Origin of the sequence: Aerococcus sp. HMSC23C02 (assembly GCF_001806805.1) — a bacterium.
Classification (GTDB): Bacteria; Bacillota; Bacilli; order Lactobacillales; family Aerococcaceae; genus Aerococcus; species Aerococcus sanguinicola.
The window spans coordinates 217,049-232,625 of the sequence record NZ_KV786060.1; the positions used below are offsets into that span (position 1 = coordinate 217,049).

The window sequence follows — 15,577 nt, forward strand, 5'->3', positions numbered from 1 at the left end:
TCTGGCAGCTTTCGTGTCACTTCACAAGTCTCCGACGCAGTCGGGTTTAGGCTAGCAGAAATAGTTCCTCTTCACCAAAATCCGCCGAAGACCTTCAGTCTTCTCTGGTTTTTGGCTCCAGAGCCCTATTTCTACCGCTAGCCTTCACACCCTTTAGTCTTTCAGACTGCTTTGGTGACTTGCTCCAGTGAACGAAAGCTAACCGCCAGCCCTCACACCCTTATTACAATTGAATGAACCAACCGAAGAGCATGGTGACTAGTTCATCGACAACGCCGAGGTAGATGGCGGCGATGAGGATGGTGATTAAGACGATTCCTGTGTCGCGCATGAGTTGTTTGCCAGACGGCCATTCAACCATACGCATTTCATGAAAGACTCCTTTGATAAAACTCATCTTCTGCTTCCTCTCTTATCTTACTTGTTAACTGGGACAAAAGCTCCAGTTATTCTTTGATAAATAATTATTTTTCTAAACCTGCTCCAAAAGTCAGCTCTGGCGTTTATTCCACTGGTCCAGAGCTGGCCGACTTTTGTCACACTCTCTTGTCTTACTTGGTTTGTTGGTGCAAAGTATGGCCCTTGCAGTGGCGGCAGAATTTTTTGACTTCGAGTCGTTCTGTCCGGTTGGCTGGATTGCTCTTCACTGTATAGTTACGGGAGCCACACTTTGAGCATGCGAGTATAATTTTTTTGGTTGCCATACTGCTGCCCCATTTCTATCTTATTTCATATACTTGGTTATAGTAACGATTTTTGGAGCTTTTGTCAAACTTGATTGGTCAGTGGTCAAGGCTTATTTTCCTTAATGAGCTGGACCAATTTGGACTTGGCCCGGTAGAAGGCCGTACGGCTAGACTTCGTCCCGATGCCGAGCTGCTTACCGATGTTTTGCCAGTCCAGGCCTTCCAAGTAAGCTGCTAGGACGGCCCGCTCCATGGGGGACAAGGCACTCTCAAAACAATCGAGATAATAATGAAAGGCATAAGCAGCTTGGGGATCGTGGTCGATATGGGCATAGGCGGCCAATTGGTCTTCCAGTTGAGCGACGGGGCAGTTAATGGACACCGAGGGATCGGGCATCCGCCGCTTCTCTGTTTGGTAGTGGCGGTAGATATTACAAATTAAATACTGCAGGCAGTTGGCATAGAAGGTGTAGAAGCTCGCTTGTCCGGCTTCGCCCGCCTGGTAGCGGTTGACGCATTCAAAGAGCTGGCTTCCCGCTTCCTGGAGAAAGTCATCATAGTCCATATAGCCGCGCACCCGGGGATAGAAGTAACCCATCAAGGGGCGGTAGAGCCAGTAGAGTTCGCTGAAGGCTTCTTCCTGGCCCTGGCTAGCAGCCTGGCAAAGTTTATGGTCATTAGCAGCACGGTTCTTCCAAGTGGTCATGGTATCCTCCCTAGTATTAGGCAGGATTACTTATCAGAAGAAATTATTTGGAGAGGTCCTCTAAGAGAGACTTCAAGTCGCGCATCTGTTGGTAGGACCAGGGCACCATCCGCTGGTAGGCGTTGGGATCATAGTTCTCATCGCCCTGGCTAATGTCGAGCTGGGTCTTTTGGATGTCGTGCCAGAGTTCGTTGGCGGACTTGCGCAGGGCTCCCTTCTGGAAGACCATCCGCTGCTCCGCCAAGTCACTGGTCGCAACGGTCACATTGCGCAAGACTCCCACCATCTCATCCATCATGGCCTCAATATAGGCATCGGCCGTCTCCTTCTCAGCGGTATAGACCACATGAAGCTTGTACTGGTCATAGGTCTGGGAGAGGCCGGGAACGAACATGGCATCGAAGACAACCCAGGTCTCGTAGTTATGGTAGGCGGCATAGTTAGACAAGAGTTCCAGTAAGAGGTCCCGGGCCTCCTCGATCTGATCTTGGTCCTTGAGCCGTTTGAGTGGAGGCCAGGAGCCAATCATATTATAACCATCGACAATTAATCGGTTTCGCTTCATACTGACCTCCTCTATCAGGTTAAGAACGTTTGGCGTAGACTTGGTACATTAAGAGGGCAGCAGCCACACTAGCATTCAGGCTCTGAACATGGCCGCGCATAGGGATGGCAAGCGTGCCGTCCAAGTGTTTCTTGAGGCCAGGCGAAATACCCTTGCCTTCGTTACCAATCACCAGGGCTAAAGGCAGGGTGGCATCCATCTGCCAATAGTTCTGCCCCTTCATGTCGGTCCCGAAGACCCAGACGCCCGCCTCCTTCAACTGGCGGACACACTGGGAGAGATTGGTCACCCGGGCAACGGGCACATGCTCAATCGCCCCGGTAGAGGTCTTAGCCACCGTCTGGGTCAGACCCACTGCCCGGCGCTCTGGAATAATCAGGCCGTGGCAGCCGACCGCATCCGCTGTCCGCAAGATCGAGCCCAAATTGTGGGGATCTTCAATCCCATCTAACATTAAGAAGAAAGGGTCTTCTTCCCGGTCGCGGGCCCGCTGGAAGAGGTCTTCCAGGCTGGCATATTGGTAGGCAGCTACTGCCACTACTAGGCCTTGGTGGTTGCCCCCATCACTCAGCTGGTCCAGCTTGGCCTTGGGCACCTCCTGGAAGGTCACCCCTTCCTTCTTACAGGCGCGGACAATCTGCTGGCGGCGTTTGTCTTGGAGGCCTTTTTGGATAAAGACCTTGTTGACGTCCCGGTCCGAGTGTTCCAAGACCTCCATGCCGCTATGGAAGCCTATCACAAAATCTTGGTCGGAACTTTTACTTTCTTTCATGGTCAATTCGCTCCTCTATAATCGCCAGACATTCCTGGCTCAAGTCTTCAAAACGTCCCTGGGGCTGGATCAGGTACAAGTAACCCATCAAGGCTTCAAAACCCGTCGCCACCCGGTAGTCCTGCTTGCTGGCATTCTTGGCTGACGTATGGGGGGAGGCATTCCGTCCCCGCTTATAAATGCGGATCTCTTCCTCAGTCAAGCGGTCACCTTCAAGTAGGACCTCCATGGCCTGGGCTTGGCCGCGTGCACTCACATAGGCAGTAGCCTCTCGGTGGAGGTCTTTAGGCCGGGTGAGCCCGCGTTCCAGTAAGGTCTGACGGACACAGATTTCCCAAGCGGCATCCCCCATATAGGCCAGGGGCAAGCCACTCAGTTGTTTGATCGCTTGGTCCTTCATCTACTCACTTCTTCTCCAGCGGGTGCCTTGAGGGGTATCGTCTAGGATGATCCCTTCTGCCTTTAACTGGTCGCGGATGGCATCACTGCGGGCATAATCCTTGTTAGCCCGGGCCTGGTCACGTTCCTCAATCAGGGCCTGGATATCATCATCCAAGAGTTCCTTGTCTTCAGTGAAGGTCACCCCGAAGATCCCTAAGAATTCGAGATAGAGGTCGCGGTAGGCTTCAAGCACTACTTTAGATACTTGGTCTGCTTCTAAGTAACGGTTGATCTCCCGCATCAATTGATAGATTACCGTCAAGCCATTCGGCGCATTAATGTCATCATCCATGGCCTCGATAAAGTCCACCTGGAACTGGTCGCGCTTGACCAAGGCCACATCATCATCAGCCAGCTGGTCAACCGCATCCTTTAGGCGGTAGTTGATATTCTGATAAGCAATCCGGAGATGTTCTAAATTCTTCCGTGCATCGTCAAGACTTGACTCGCTGAATTTAAGGGGACTGCGGTAGTGGGCGCTGGATAGGAAGAAGCGGATGACTTGTGGATCCACCTTCTCAATTAAATCGTGCGCCAAGACGAAGTTCCCTAGGGATTTACTCATCTTCTCACCATCATCACCAATCGTCACAAAACCATTATGCATCCAATAATGGGCAAAAGGCTGGCCCGTCTTAGCTTCCGACTGGGCAATTTCATTCTCGTGGTGGGGGAAGATCAAGTCATGGCCCCCGCCGTGGATGTCAATGGTATCGGCCAAATACTTGGTTGCCATGACCGAGCATTCGATATGCCAGCCTGGACGGCCTTGGCCCCAAGGCGATTCCCAAGAAGGTTCGCCTGGCTTAGCCGCCTTCCACAGGGCAAAGTCCACACTGTCTTCCTTCTTGGCCTGGGAATCGATCCCTACCCGTTCGCTGGCCCCCTCGCGCAAGTCATCAATGGACTGGTCAGACAGGCAGCCATAGTGGTCGAAACGGCGGGCCCGATAGTAGACATCGCCATCGAGCTCATAGGCAAAGCCCTTAGCGATCAGGTCTTCCACGAAGGCAATAATATCGTCCATGGTCTCCACCACCCGGGTATTGCGGGTCGCCCGCATCACATTGAGGGCATCGGTGTCGGCATAGTAGGCTTCAATGTACTTATCCGCCACTTCCTTGGCACTAATGCCTTCTTCATTGGCCCGGTTGATGATCTTGTCGTCAACATCTGTAAAGTTGGACACAAAGTTAACGTCATAGCCGCGGTATAAGAAATAACGGCGGATGGTATCAAAGGCAACGACACTGCGGGCATTCCCAATATGAATATAATTGTAGACAGTTGGTCCACACACATACATGGAAATCTTGCCCTCTTCAATGGCTTTAAATTCTTCTTTTTGATTGGTTAAGGTGTTGTAAATCTTCAACATGCACTTACCACCCTTCTCTGGATTACAAGTAGTATTCAATGTTCTTAACTTCTATTCTATCATCTTTATGACAAGTTCAAAAGCAAACATCTTACTTCTTGTAAGAAAGGCTACAATAAGTCCGGCCAACGGATCATCCAAGCTAGCGCGCCTCCGAGAGCTCATTGCGCCTTCAGTATAAGAAATCTCTTTCTTGTCTTCAAATGCTCTTGGCGAGCCTCTGTAAAGATTGGTCAGCTTATCGCCCCTTTCAAGCTTCGCCAAAGCATCGGGATTGGCTTAAACTTCGAAGTCAAGCCCTTTATCGAGAGGCTTGACCTTTCTTTTTCGATACGTAAATCTTTCCACCATAAAAGCTAGCAAAAAAAGCAAGTTGCTCGCTTCTCGCCCTTGTAAAGGAAAGAATACTTAAAAGATCGCAAAAAAGACAGAAAACCAGCAATAATGCCCTAAATAGCTGGCCCTTCTTCACCCAAGATTTACAAATCGACCACTTGAAAATTAAAAACATGTCCCTTTCCCCTCCCCTTCATAAAAAAACTGTGATAGACTAAGCGTGAACCCGACAAACAAAGAAAAATTAGGAGTTAAAGATATGAAGAATCGATTGAAACTAGGCCTCTGCCTCCTCTCTCGTCAGCCTGGTCGCCTGTAATAAGGTGAGCCGCGAAGAAGAAGCCGAAGAACCTGCCGCTAGCCAAGAGAGCCAGGAAGTCAAATCAGGTCAAACCCAACCCATTGTTGAAGATAATGCTGACGGCGCTTCAAGCTCAAAGCCAGACTCTGAAGCCTCCTCTAACAGTCAGCCAGAAGCAGCTAATCAAGAAGGGACCAGCCAAGAAGTTCCTATCGATAGCCAGAAGCCTACTATAAACAATCAGTAATCCCCACAAAAAATCCAGGTGCCGGTCTGTTTGCACCTGGATTTTTTGAATGGATAATGATCTTTTTATTCTTGAGGAAGCTTAGGAAGCTCATCTTCTTCTAGGGGCCCTTCCTGGCCGCGACTGGCACCGGTCCGGTAGTCGATAGCGACCTGGGGTTGGCGGTTGGGCACAAAGACATTGAATTTAATGCCTTCTCCGTTGTCTTCAATGGAGAAGGCCTCCATATAGACGCCGGACGCCAACATATTCTCCCCTTCAAAGACTGGGGTCACCCGGTAGCGGACATGGTTGCCCGTTTCTTCAATATAATTGGCCACATAGTTCTCAAAGGGAAGCATGCCTTCCACATTGAAGTAGCGGGTGCCGGTCATCAGGTTGCGGATATTGGCATTCTCTCCAGTCAACTGGTAGCCAATCAAGTGGCTGCGATTGTAAAGCCAGCCCCCATCCACACTGGGGTACTTAGCCTGCTTCCAACCAGTCGGACGAATTGATGAGATATCTCCCCGGTCCTCGTCCGGCATGAGCTCCTGGCCCAGGACCGCATTGGCCGCCGTTACTCGACCGTAAGCATCCAACTGTCCATAGTCCTCATAGGCCTGGGTGGAGGAGATGTCTGCGTTGCTGAAGTGAGGGATGTTGCTGTTGACGGCCACATAGGCTTGGTCAGCCGGAACCTGGGGCACCACACCCCCTGCTTCGGGCTCCGGATCATGGGGGGCTGGCGGCGCCGTCCGATCCTTACCCGGCAGGTCTTCGCTCCCCTCCTCTGTTTGGGCAGGAAGCTCGGGGTAGTGGAGTTTGTCATCCCCCGACTGGGAAGCAGAAGATGCCTGGCTGCCGCTCTCTGACGAAGCCGAGCGCTGGGCTTGAGAATAGGAAGTTTGGCCCGCATCGCCCGGCAGTTTCTGAGGCGCCGGACTAGCCGACACTACCAAGAGGATCACCGTTGACACTACCGCCAGGATAACGGCCAAGTTCCGCCAGCGCTTATTCCGTCTAATATTCAAGGCCGAGAAGATAGCGCTCAAGACTGCAAAAGTCGCGAGGGCTGCCTTGAGGTCATTGGTCGCAATCAGGCCCAAGACCCCATTCAATGCCGTAAAGGCCGTAATCCGTCGCTTGGTCAAACTTCGCTGCCAATAATAAAACATAAAGCCTAGACTCAGTAATAATATCAAAGAAAAAATAACTTGCATCCCGCTACCCCCATCCGAAAAAAGTCTGCTTCTATTCTAGCAAAAATGAGGCGAACTTGCATTCGCTATTTTTCAAAATTGCCCAGGAGTATTTTAGGTTACCCTAATTGTCAACTGGATCAGTCTTTGTTAGAATAATACTGTAATCTAGCTTAATAAAGGAGCGATTCGAATGATTAACCAAGAACTTAGACAAGCTTTTAAAGAAAAATATGAAAAAGACCCGACCAACCGGGCCAGCCAACATGCCATCCACCAGGTCGGGATCCAAGAGGCCAGCTTGAACGCAGACGTCCGCCGCCAACATCCCTTCGCCTTCTCTGAAGAAACCAAGCGTGGGAAAATCACTGACCAAAAATCGAGCGGCCGCTGCTGGATGTTCTCTGCCCTCAACACGGCCCGCGTCCATGTGATGGAAAAACTCAACCTGGAAAGTTTCGAATTCTCACAAAACTACACCCTCTTCTGGGACAAGCTTGAGAAAGCCAATTACTTCCTCAATAGCATCATCGAGACAGCTGACCGCGACCTCAATGACCGGCTCATCTGGCACCTCCTCCAAGCCCCACAAGAAGATGGCGGCCAATGGGAAATGTTCGCCGGCATCCTTAATAAATACGGGAGTGTGCCGAAAGAAGTTATGCCAGAAAGCTTCCACTCCTCAAACACCCGCTTACTCAACGAAACGCTCAATAACAAGCTTCGGGAATTCGCCTATGAACTCCGCCAAGCCGCCCAAGCTGGCCAAGCTGGCCAAAGCCAGGACGACTTAGCGAAGAAACGCGACCAACAGCTCTACTTTGTCTACCAATTACTCGTCAAAGCATTGGGGCCCGTTCCTGAAGTCTTCGACTACAGCTACCGCGACAAGGACGGCAACTACCACAAGCTCCAAGACTTGACTCCACAAAGCTTCTTCCAAGACTACGGCGGCATCGAAACGGAAGATATGGTCAGCTTGATCAACGCCCCAACCCAAGACAAACCCTATGGCAAGACCTTTACCGTAGACTATCTGGGTACTATCGCCGAAGAAAAACCGATTAAGTACCTCAATGCGCCGATCGACGTGCTCAAGGAAGCAGCCATTGCAGCCATCAAGGATGGGGTTCCTGTCTGGTTTGGTTGCGATGTGGGCAAGTCCAGCTACAGCAAGTGGGGGATCATGGACACCGATCTCTTCGACTATGAAGCCACTCTCGGCGACAGCCTAAATCTCAGCAAGGAAGCCCGCCTCGACTACGGCGTCAGCGTCCTCACCCATGCCATGGTGCTGGTCGGTGTCGACCTAGACGCGGACGGCCAAGCCATCAACTGGAAGGTTGAAAACAGCTGGGGCAAGAAGGTCGGTGACGACGGTATCTTCAGCATGTCCGACAAGTGGTTCGATGAATACAACTATCAAATCACCCTCCCTAGCCGCTACCTGCCAAGCGACTGGCAAGGCAAGTACGACCAAGAGCCGATCCACCTCGCCCCATGGGATCCAATGGGCTCATTAGCTAAGCACCAATAAAATTAAGGCTGTAAATGCTAAGATCGCTAAACGTCCATTTTGCTTTTGCATTTGATCTTTATATGCTTACAGTTTAATACCCAAAAGCCTCCCCTCGGGCCAGCTTGGTCCGAGGGGAGGCTTGTTTTAATACATTTTAATTCTTTGTTTGCTTAGCTACACCTTCGCTTAACAAGAAAAAACCTTTTGAATAATTTTTACTTAGTCATAAATAAAACCGCTCTCCAGGAAGAAGAGCGGTTAAGCTTTATCAGAATACGATTTAGTCCTCTAGCTGGTCCAGGTAATCAGACTGGTAGAGGGATTCGAGGAAGGGGATCTTGGCTTTTTCCTGGCTAGCTCCCATGCCCTGTAAGCGGTCGCGGTAGCGCATGTCTTTTTGGACCATGAGATAGAACATGGAGGCCAGCGGAACGCCCAGGATCATGCCGAGGACGCCAGCTACACCCCCGCCGATGGTGACGGCAACTAGGACCCAGAGGCCAGGTAAGCCGATGGAATTGCCGACAACGAATGGATAGATCAGGTTCCCCTCCAATTGTTGGATCACCACGATAAAGATCAAGAAGATGACCATCTGCGAGAAGGAATTAGTGAGGAGAAGCAAAGCGCCGATCCCTGCGGACACATAGGCCCCCAGGATAGGGATAAAGGCTAGAACCGCGGTTAAAGCCCCAATCATCCCAGCGTAGGGCAATTGAAGGACCCACATCCCAGCTGCCACCAAGGAGCCCAGGATCGCTGCTTCAACAGTTTCCCCCGCAATAAAGTTGGAGAAACTGTGGTGGGCCAAGCCGACCACATTCAAGATAAAGTTACTGTGGCGGGGAGTGCAATAGTTAGTCACCAGGTGGCGGAACTGCTTGCCTAATTTCTCCTTAGAAGAGAGCAGGTAGACCGAGAACATGAGACCCAAAACCCAGTTCATCACGGCTGAAGCTGAAGTTGCGGCCATGGCAAGCAGGGACTGGAGGGTGGACTGGGCAAAGCTTGTTGCCGCCTGGCCTACACGTTGGGTAATATTTTGAATATCGAAATCGATCCGGTTGATCATGGTCAGCACCTGCGGGAAACGGTCCGCCAGGTCAAAGAAGAAGCGCTCCACATCGCGGATTAGGGCAGGGACCGCATAGATAAAGGTGGTCACCGCATTGACCGCTTGGGGCACTACCAACATGAGAACAGAAATCACAACTAGGATGATGGTCAGGAAGGCCAAGAACATCGCTAGGCCGCGGCGGAGGCCATCCAACCAGGCTTTTTCCGTATTGGGAAAGAGCCACTTCTCATATTTACTCATCAAGATGTTGACCACATAGGCAATGGCACAACCCAAGATGAGGGGGTAGGCCACCCCACGCAAGGTAGCAAAGATCGACAGAGTACTCTGCCAGTTGACAATAATTAAAACGAGCAAGGCCGTCAAAAGTAAGAGCTTGAGAGCCATCCGCTCGATTGCTTTGATTTTCATTTCATATCCTCCAAAATAGTTGGGTTCTCAGTTGCAGACTTGAAGTGCTTTCGCAAGTTGGAAACGTGCAAGCATCCAAAGTTAATCACTCTTGCTTACACCCTTTAGTCGGGTTCGACTTGGCAGGCTTGGAGTGATTTCACAAGTCAGAAACGAGCGAATACTTCGCTCTTATTCTGACTTGCTCCAATCATCCAAGCCTAAACGCCAAGTCTCACACCCTTTATACACGACTGCATTGTCTTTATTTTATCACCTCCCTGTCTAGCTAGCAAGTCAGGATACTGGTCGCAATTGGGCATTTTTTCTGGCATAATGGGGGTAAAATATAGACAAAGGAGCGATTCCAAATGACTCGAGTAACCTTGATTCCTGGTGACGGCATCGGCCCTGAGATTGCCGACTATACCGTCCAAGTCCTAGAGGCAGCCGGAGCGGATATTCAGTGGGATGTCCAAGAAGCTGGGCAAGCCGTCTATGAGGCGACGGGTGAGCTGATTCCTGACCCTGTCTACCAAAGCATCGAAGCCAATGGTTTAGCCCTCAAAGGCCCCATGACGACACCAATTGGGACGGGCTTCCGCAGTGCCAACGTAGCCTTGCGCAAGAAGTACGACCTCTACGCCAACCTCCGTCCTGTCCGCTCACTGGGCCAAGTTCCCGCCCTCTTCGACGACCTGGACCTGGTCCTCTTCCGGGAAAATACTGAAGACCTCTACGCCGGCGTTGAAGAGAAGATTTCGGACGATGTCATGCATAGCATCAAGATCATCACGCGCCAAGCTTCCGAACGGATCATCCGCCAGGCCTTCGACTATGCCCAAGACCACCATCGCCGCCATGTCACAGTGGTCACCAAGGCTAATATCATGAAGCTCAGCAATGGCCTCTTCCTGGACACCGCCCGCCAAGTCGCCCAGGACTACCCAGAGATTCCGCTCAAAGAAGTCCTGGTCGATAACATGGCCATGCAATTAGTGATCAACCCCAAGCAGTTCGATGTCATCGTCACGGAAAACCTCTACGGCGACATCCTCTCCGACCTCATGGCAGGCCTGATCGGTGGCCTGGGCCTGGTCCCCGGCGCTAATATCGGCGATAACTTGGCAATCTTCGAAGCCGTCCACGGCTCAGCCCCTGACATCGCCGGCCAAGGCAAGGCCAACCCTACCGCCATGATTTTGAGCGCCTGCCTCCTCCTCGACCACATCGGCCAAACAGACTGCGCCCAAAAAATCCGCCAGAGCCTAGACCGAGTCCTCAGCCAGAAAGAAAAGCTCACTGCTGACCTCGGCGGCCCCGCCAGCGGATCCGAATACTGCCAAGCCCTTTGCCAGGATTTAAAAAACAATAAATAAAACATCAGTGATCTTCCCCCCTTAGATTAGCTATGCAAAAAGTACAGTTAGTTTAAGGGGATTTTTTTACACCTTTCTATTTCATATAAAAACATAAAATACAGTTAGATATGACCAGGAGTGGATGCTCTCCCCAAGTCATCTAAGCTAGAATCCAGTTCATATCTATTAATCCCAGTTTTCATAATCTGAGAAATTATTAATGAAAACGATTAACAACTCAGCTTAACTTTATTGTATAATAGTGTGTAAGCGTCATCATCTTTCGGGATGGTGACCATATTTTATGAAGGAGTGTGATTACACATGAAAAAGCGGCGTTTATTCAGTCAATTTGCTATTATTTTGAGCCTTTTAAGCGTCCTTGTCATGGTTGTTTTACCTGTGCAAGTACAGGCCGAACAGAAGCAGCGGATTATCCGCATTGCCCATAACCAGTCGTCCAACCACCCCACCCATATCGGGATGGAAGCATTCGAGAAGTACATTGAACAGGAGCTAGGGGACAAGTATGATGTCCAAATCTACCCTAGTGAGCTCTTGGGGACCCAAACCAATATGGTCCAGCTCACCCAGACCGGTGCTATTGAGATTACGGTGGCTTCCAACTCTATCTTGGAAACCTTCAACCAACAGTTCCAGATCTTCAACCTACCCTATCTCTTTGAAACTCCAGAAATTTACCATGCCGTGATGAATGATCCTGAAATCGTCGGTCCGATCTTCAATGGGACGGAAGAATCAGGTTTCATCACCAAGGCTTGGTTAGACGCTGGTACCCGGAACTTCTATGTAACCAAGGGACCAATCGAGAAACCTTCTGACCTCTCTGGGCTCAAGATCCGGGTCCAACAATCCCCTACCAATGTCCGCATGATGGAACTCCTCGGCGGCTCTGCGACACCAATGGGCTTCGGGGATGTCTACACCGCTATCCAGTCGGGCGTGATCGACGGAGCTGAAAACAACGAACTTGCTCTGACTGAGAACGGCCACGGGGACATTGTGAAGAATTATTCCTATACCCTCCACCAAATGATCCCCGACGAAGTGATCGTCAACAGCCGCTTCCTCGATGAACTGCCAGCTGAAGACAAGAAAATCTTCGACAAGGGCTTCCAAATTATGCAGGATACCCAACACCAAGCTTGGCAAGAAAAAGTAGAAGAAGCCCGGGAAAAAGCTGAAAAAGACATGGGCGTTAAGTTCAACTATCCCGATACAGCGCCTTTCCGTGAAGCGGTCATGCCTCTCCACAAAGAAGTCCTCGAGGCCAACCCTTCCCTAGAGAAAATCTACAAACAAATCGAAGAAAAGGCTAAGACCGTCAAGGCTGAAGATAAGGAGGCGCAGGCAGATGCAAAAAATTAGACATATTCTAGACCAGATCATGCGTGTCTTCAATGCCGTCACCTTGGGCTTGATGACCCTCTTAACAGTCTGGCAAGTATTCACCCGCTACCTCCTCCATGCCCCCTCGACCTGGTCAGAAGAACTAGCTTCTTATATGTTCGCCTGGGTGACCATGTTCGGGGCTGCCTATGTCTTCGGCAAGCGGGAGCATATGAACATTCCTGTGGTCTTGGAACGCTTTTCACCTAAGACCCAAAAGACCCTCAACCTTCTCAGTGAAGGGCTCATCTTCGTCTTTGCGGTGGTCGTTTTGATCTATGGGGGGATTGAAATCACTTCCCTCACCATGGGACAAATGTCTTCCTCCCTTTCGGTGCCGATGGGTTACTTCTATGCGGTTATCCCGCTGAGTGGGCTCTTTATTGCCATCTACAGCATTTTAAACATTTATGATATCTATCAAAAACCCGTCGCTTTAGACCAGTCAACGAAGGAGGCAGACAACTAATGGCTATTCAATCTTTAATTATTATGATCGCCCTCTTGGCCATCCTCTTGGTCTTAGGGATTCCGATTGCGATTGCGATTGGGATTTCAGCGATTGGCGCGATCCTACCAACGATGTCCTTGGAAACAACAGTGATCACCGCTGCCCAGCGGATCTTCTCCGGGACTTCAACCTTTACCCTAGTCGCCATTCCCTTCTTCGTCCTAGCAGGGAATATCATGAACCAAGGCGGGATCGCCAAGCGCCTGGTGAACTTCGTGGAAGCCATCGTAGGTAAGATTCCTGGCTCGCTCCTACTCACCAACGTGGGGGCCAATGCCCTCTTCGGCGCCATCTCAGGTTCAGCCGCAGCAGCCGCGGCAGCAGTCGGCGGCATGGTTCAAGACGGCGAGCGCGAACAGGGTTACGACATGGACCTAGCCGCTGCTACCAACGGGGCCTCTGCACCGAGCGGACTCTTAATTCCCCCATCCAATGCCTTAATTACCTATTCCCTAGTTTCTGGTGGGACCTCAGTCGCTGCCCTCTTCATGGCCGGCTACCTGCCTGGCTTGATCTGGACTTTAGCCTGTATGGTCGTCGCCTTCATCATGGCCCGCAAAAAAGGCTACCTGGGTGACCAACGTCCCTTCGACTGGAAACGCCTGGGCAAGGCCACCCTGGATGCCCTCCTGCCCCTCTCCCTTATCGTGGTTGTTATCGGCGGGATCATCGCCGGCGTCTTCACCGCAACAGAAGGCTCTGCCATTGCGGTTATCTACGCCCTCTTTATCTCCGTTGTGGTTTACCGGTCCATTAGCTTGAAAGACCTCTACAAAATTCTGGTTGATAGTGCCGAAACCAGCGGTATGGTTGTTTTCCTGATTGGGGTTTCAAATATTCTCAGCTGGGTCATGGCCTTCACCGGCATTCCCCAAGCCATTGCAGGTGCCCTACTCAGCATCACCGAGAACCCACTGGCGATCATGTTGATCATCAACATTATTCTCTTAATTTCAGGGACCTTCATGGACGTGACCCCAGCTATCCTGATCTTCACGCCCATCTTCTTACCAATCGCAACTTCCTTTGGTATGTCTCCTGTCCACTTCGGGATTATCATGGTCTACAACCTCTGTATCGGGAACATCACCCCACCGGTCGGCAACCCCCTCTTCGTCGCCATCCGCGTCGGCAAGTCGACCCTGGCAGACGTTATGCCCTACATGCTCAGCTACTATGGAGCAATCCTCACCGGCTTACTCCTCGTCACCTACGTCCCAGCCATCTCGCTCTGGTTACCAGAATTGGCCGGGCTCCTATAGAATGCTTAATCAAGAGGCTAGGACAAAAGGTCCAGCCTCTTTTTTAAATGACGACCCTCTTTCTAAAAATAATTCCGGATCATAGACTCATTTTTTTAAATGTTCTTTCCAAATGTATGCGTTGTCATTGCAATAAGACTAAGTTATACTTGAAGGGAAAGAGATTTTTTAACCCCCGTATTTAAGCAAAGGAGAGAACCTATATGCCAACACAATTCAAAGCCAAAATCGCCAATGTCGGCCAAGCCGTTGACCGCTTCCTCGGAGAAAAACTCCTCCTCGTATTCTCCAACGCCGACGTCATGTCCGAAGTCAAAAACTACAGCGTCCTCATCACGGACATCGACTTCCCCGGCCATATCGAAACCGGCCAGTGCCTATGCATCTCCGGTCAATGCTTCGAAATCACCGCAGTCGGCGACATCGCTGAGAAAAACCTCCGCACCATCAACCACGTCACCTTCAAAGCCAACGGTGCCACAGAAGCCGACATCCCAGGCACCATCTACATCGAAGACAAACCCTTCCCCGAAATCAAACAAAACACCTGGATCGAAATTAAATAAGGGTGTGAAGGCTAGCGGGAGAAATAGACCTCTGGAGCCAAAAGACAGAGAAGGCTGCAAGTCTTCGGCGGATCTTTGTGAAGAGGAGCTATTTCTGCTAGCCTGAACCCGACTATAGGGTGTGAGCAGTTGCCTCCAGACTTTGAATGACTGGAGGCAAAGTGATAAGGCCAGCTTAAGCCACAATCAAATCCCAGGAGTGTGGGTTGGCAGCTCCCAAGCTTTAAACAAACACCGAGAGTGTGGATTAGTAGCGATCAACCTTTAAGCAAACATCGGAAGTGTGGATCGAGGACGATCAACCCACAATCAAAAGGTCCGAATGCGGATTGCCAAGCCAAGTCCAAGTAAAATATGGCGCAGTTAATGTGTAAAAATATAATATAAGGATCAACAAGCTAGCAAGGGCCTCGCTAGCTTGTTTTCATTATGGTGAGGCTAAGCAGCTTGCCTAGCAGGAGGTCAACTTGCTAAACGAGGGGCATTCACGAATTAGCGCGACCCTATTTGCTAATCGGAGCCCCGTTTGCGAGTTGGCATAAGTCTACTTGCGAACGGAGGCCGCATTCGAAACTTGCCAAGACCCTACTCGCAAACAAGATCATCATTCGCAACTTGCCAAGACCCTACTCGCAAACGGACGCCTCATTAAAAAGTTCCCTGTCAGCTACTTGCTAATCAAGCAGTTTTTCAAAAGTTAACGATTATCCATCCCTCAAAAATAAGGAGATCGATATTTTAATGCTGGTAATCTAGTAAATTAAGATATAATTTCTGTATCATTTACTTGTAAGCAGTAGTGCAGCTTTGAATTTGATCGTTAGCCATGAACCAGCAAGCGATGTGAATTAGGGATAGTTGGCGTAA

Annotated in this window: 16 protein-coding genes; 7 read left to right on the forward strand and 9 right to left on the reverse strand. The window is 50.4% G+C overall.

Annotated features, from left to right (window positions below; all coding sequences use genetic code 11):
• Positions 1-223: 223 nt before the first annotated feature.
• From secE to cysS, 7 genes are all read right to left on the reverse strand, one after another.
• Positions 224-397: a preprotein translocase subunit SecE gene (gene secE, locus HMPREF3090_RS07710; protein WP_067973991.1), complete on the reverse strand. Its 174-nt coding sequence runs from the start codon at positions 395-397 to the stop codon at positions 224-226.
• 154 nt (positions 398-551) lie between these two features.
• The gene (gene rpmG / locus HMPREF3090_RS09675; protein ID WP_083272431.1) at positions 552-704 is read right to left on the reverse strand and encodes a 50S ribosomal protein L33; all 153 of its coding nucleotides are present in this window, start codon (positions 702-704) and stop codon (positions 552-554) included.
• Positions 705-789: 85 nt separating this feature from the next.
• A complete protein-coding gene (locus tag HMPREF3090_RS07715) occupies positions 790-1,392 on the reverse strand; it encodes an RNA polymerase sigma factor (RefSeq protein ID WP_067973989.1) in 603 nt (200 codons plus the stop codon).
• A gap of 43 nt (positions 1,393-1,435) precedes the next feature.
• Positions 1,436-1,957, reverse strand: a complete 522-nt coding sequence (locus HMPREF3090_RS07720) for an NYN domain-containing protein (RefSeq protein ID WP_070486400.1) — start codon at positions 1,955-1,957, stop codon at positions 1,436-1,438.
• 19 nt (positions 1,958-1,976) lie between these two features.
• On the reverse strand, positions 1,977-2,729 hold the full coding sequence (gene rlmB, locus HMPREF3090_RS07725; RefSeq protein WP_067973983.1) for a 23S rRNA (guanosine(2251)-2'-O)-methyltransferase RlmB: 753 nt from the start codon (positions 2,727-2,729) through the stop codon (positions 1,977-1,979).
• Entirely contained in the window at positions 2,716-3,129 is a 414-nt protein-coding gene (locus tag HMPREF3090_RS07730; protein WP_067973980.1) for a Mini-ribonuclease 3, read from the reverse strand. Before HMPREF3090_RS07730 ends, rlmB begins: the two co-directional genes overlap by 14 nt.
• The gene (cysS, locus tag HMPREF3090_RS07735) at positions 3,130-4,548 is read right to left on the reverse strand and encodes a cysteine--tRNA ligase (protein ID WP_067973973.1); all 1,419 of its coding nucleotides are present in this window, start codon (positions 4,546-4,548) and stop codon (positions 3,130-3,132) included. It lies immediately after the preceding gene.
• Between the two features lie 659 nt (positions 4,549-5,207).
• On the opposite strand from cysS, the gene HMPREF3090_RS07745 reads away from it, so the two are divergent.
• A complete protein-coding gene (locus tag HMPREF3090_RS07745; RefSeq protein ID WP_067973965.1) occupies positions 5,208-5,432 on the forward strand; it encodes a hypothetical protein in 225 nt (74 codons plus the stop codon).
• 65 nt (positions 5,433-5,497) lie between these two features.
• Here the strand turns inward: HMPREF3090_RS07745 and HMPREF3090_RS07750 are convergent, their stop codons facing one another.
• Entirely contained in the window at positions 5,498-6,634 is a 1,137-nt protein-coding gene (locus tag HMPREF3090_RS07750; protein WP_070486402.1) for a DNA/RNA non-specific endonuclease, read from the reverse strand.
• Positions 6,635-6,806: 172 nt separating this feature from the next.
• Here HMPREF3090_RS07750 and HMPREF3090_RS07755 point away from each other — a divergent pair, with 172 nt between their 5' ends.
• The gene (locus HMPREF3090_RS07755) at positions 6,807-8,150 is read left to right on the forward strand and encodes a C1 family peptidase (RefSeq protein WP_070486403.1); all 1,344 of its coding nucleotides are present in this window, start codon (positions 6,807-6,809) and stop codon (positions 8,148-8,150) included.
• Positions 8,151-8,412: 262 nt separating this feature from the next.
• Here the strand turns inward: HMPREF3090_RS07755 and HMPREF3090_RS07760 are convergent, their stop codons facing one another.
• The gene (locus tag HMPREF3090_RS07760) at positions 8,413-9,621 is read right to left on the reverse strand and encodes an AI-2E family transporter (RefSeq protein ID WP_070486405.1); all 1,209 of its coding nucleotides are present in this window, start codon (positions 9,619-9,621) and stop codon (positions 8,413-8,415) included.
• 350 nt (positions 9,622-9,971) lie between these two features.
• Here HMPREF3090_RS07760 and HMPREF3090_RS07765 point away from each other — a divergent pair, with 350 nt between their 5' ends.
• From HMPREF3090_RS07765 to HMPREF3090_RS07785, 5 genes are all read left to right on the forward strand, one after another.
• Entirely contained in the window at positions 9,972-10,979 is a 1,008-nt protein-coding gene (locus HMPREF3090_RS07765) for an isocitrate/isopropylmalate dehydrogenase family protein (protein WP_067973949.1), read from the forward strand.
• 306 nt (positions 10,980-11,285) lie between these two features.
• Positions 11,286-12,350 carry a TRAP transporter substrate-binding protein gene (locus tag HMPREF3090_RS07770; RefSeq protein ID WP_067973947.1) on the forward strand — a complete coding sequence of 355 codons (1,065 nt, stop codon included), beginning with the start codon at positions 11,286-11,288 and terminating at the stop codon, positions 12,348-12,350.
• Complete coding sequence (locus HMPREF3090_RS07775; protein WP_067973945.1) at positions 12,337-12,840, forward strand: TRAP transporter small permease; 504 nt, start codon at positions 12,337-12,339, stop codon at positions 12,838-12,840. The genes HMPREF3090_RS07770 and HMPREF3090_RS07775 overlap by 14 nt, the downstream gene beginning before the upstream one ends.
• Complete coding sequence (locus HMPREF3090_RS07780) at positions 12,840-14,144, forward strand: TRAP transporter large permease (protein ID WP_070486407.1); 1,305 nt, start codon at positions 12,840-12,842, stop codon at positions 14,142-14,144. Before HMPREF3090_RS07775 ends, HMPREF3090_RS07780 begins: the two co-directional genes overlap by 1 nt.
• A gap of 203 nt (positions 14,145-14,347) precedes the next feature.
• Entirely contained in the window at positions 14,348-14,710 is a 363-nt protein-coding gene (locus tag HMPREF3090_RS07785) for a PTS glucitol/sorbitol transporter subunit IIA (RefSeq protein ID WP_067973938.1), read from the forward strand.
• Positions 14,711-15,577 lie beyond the last annotated feature (867 nt).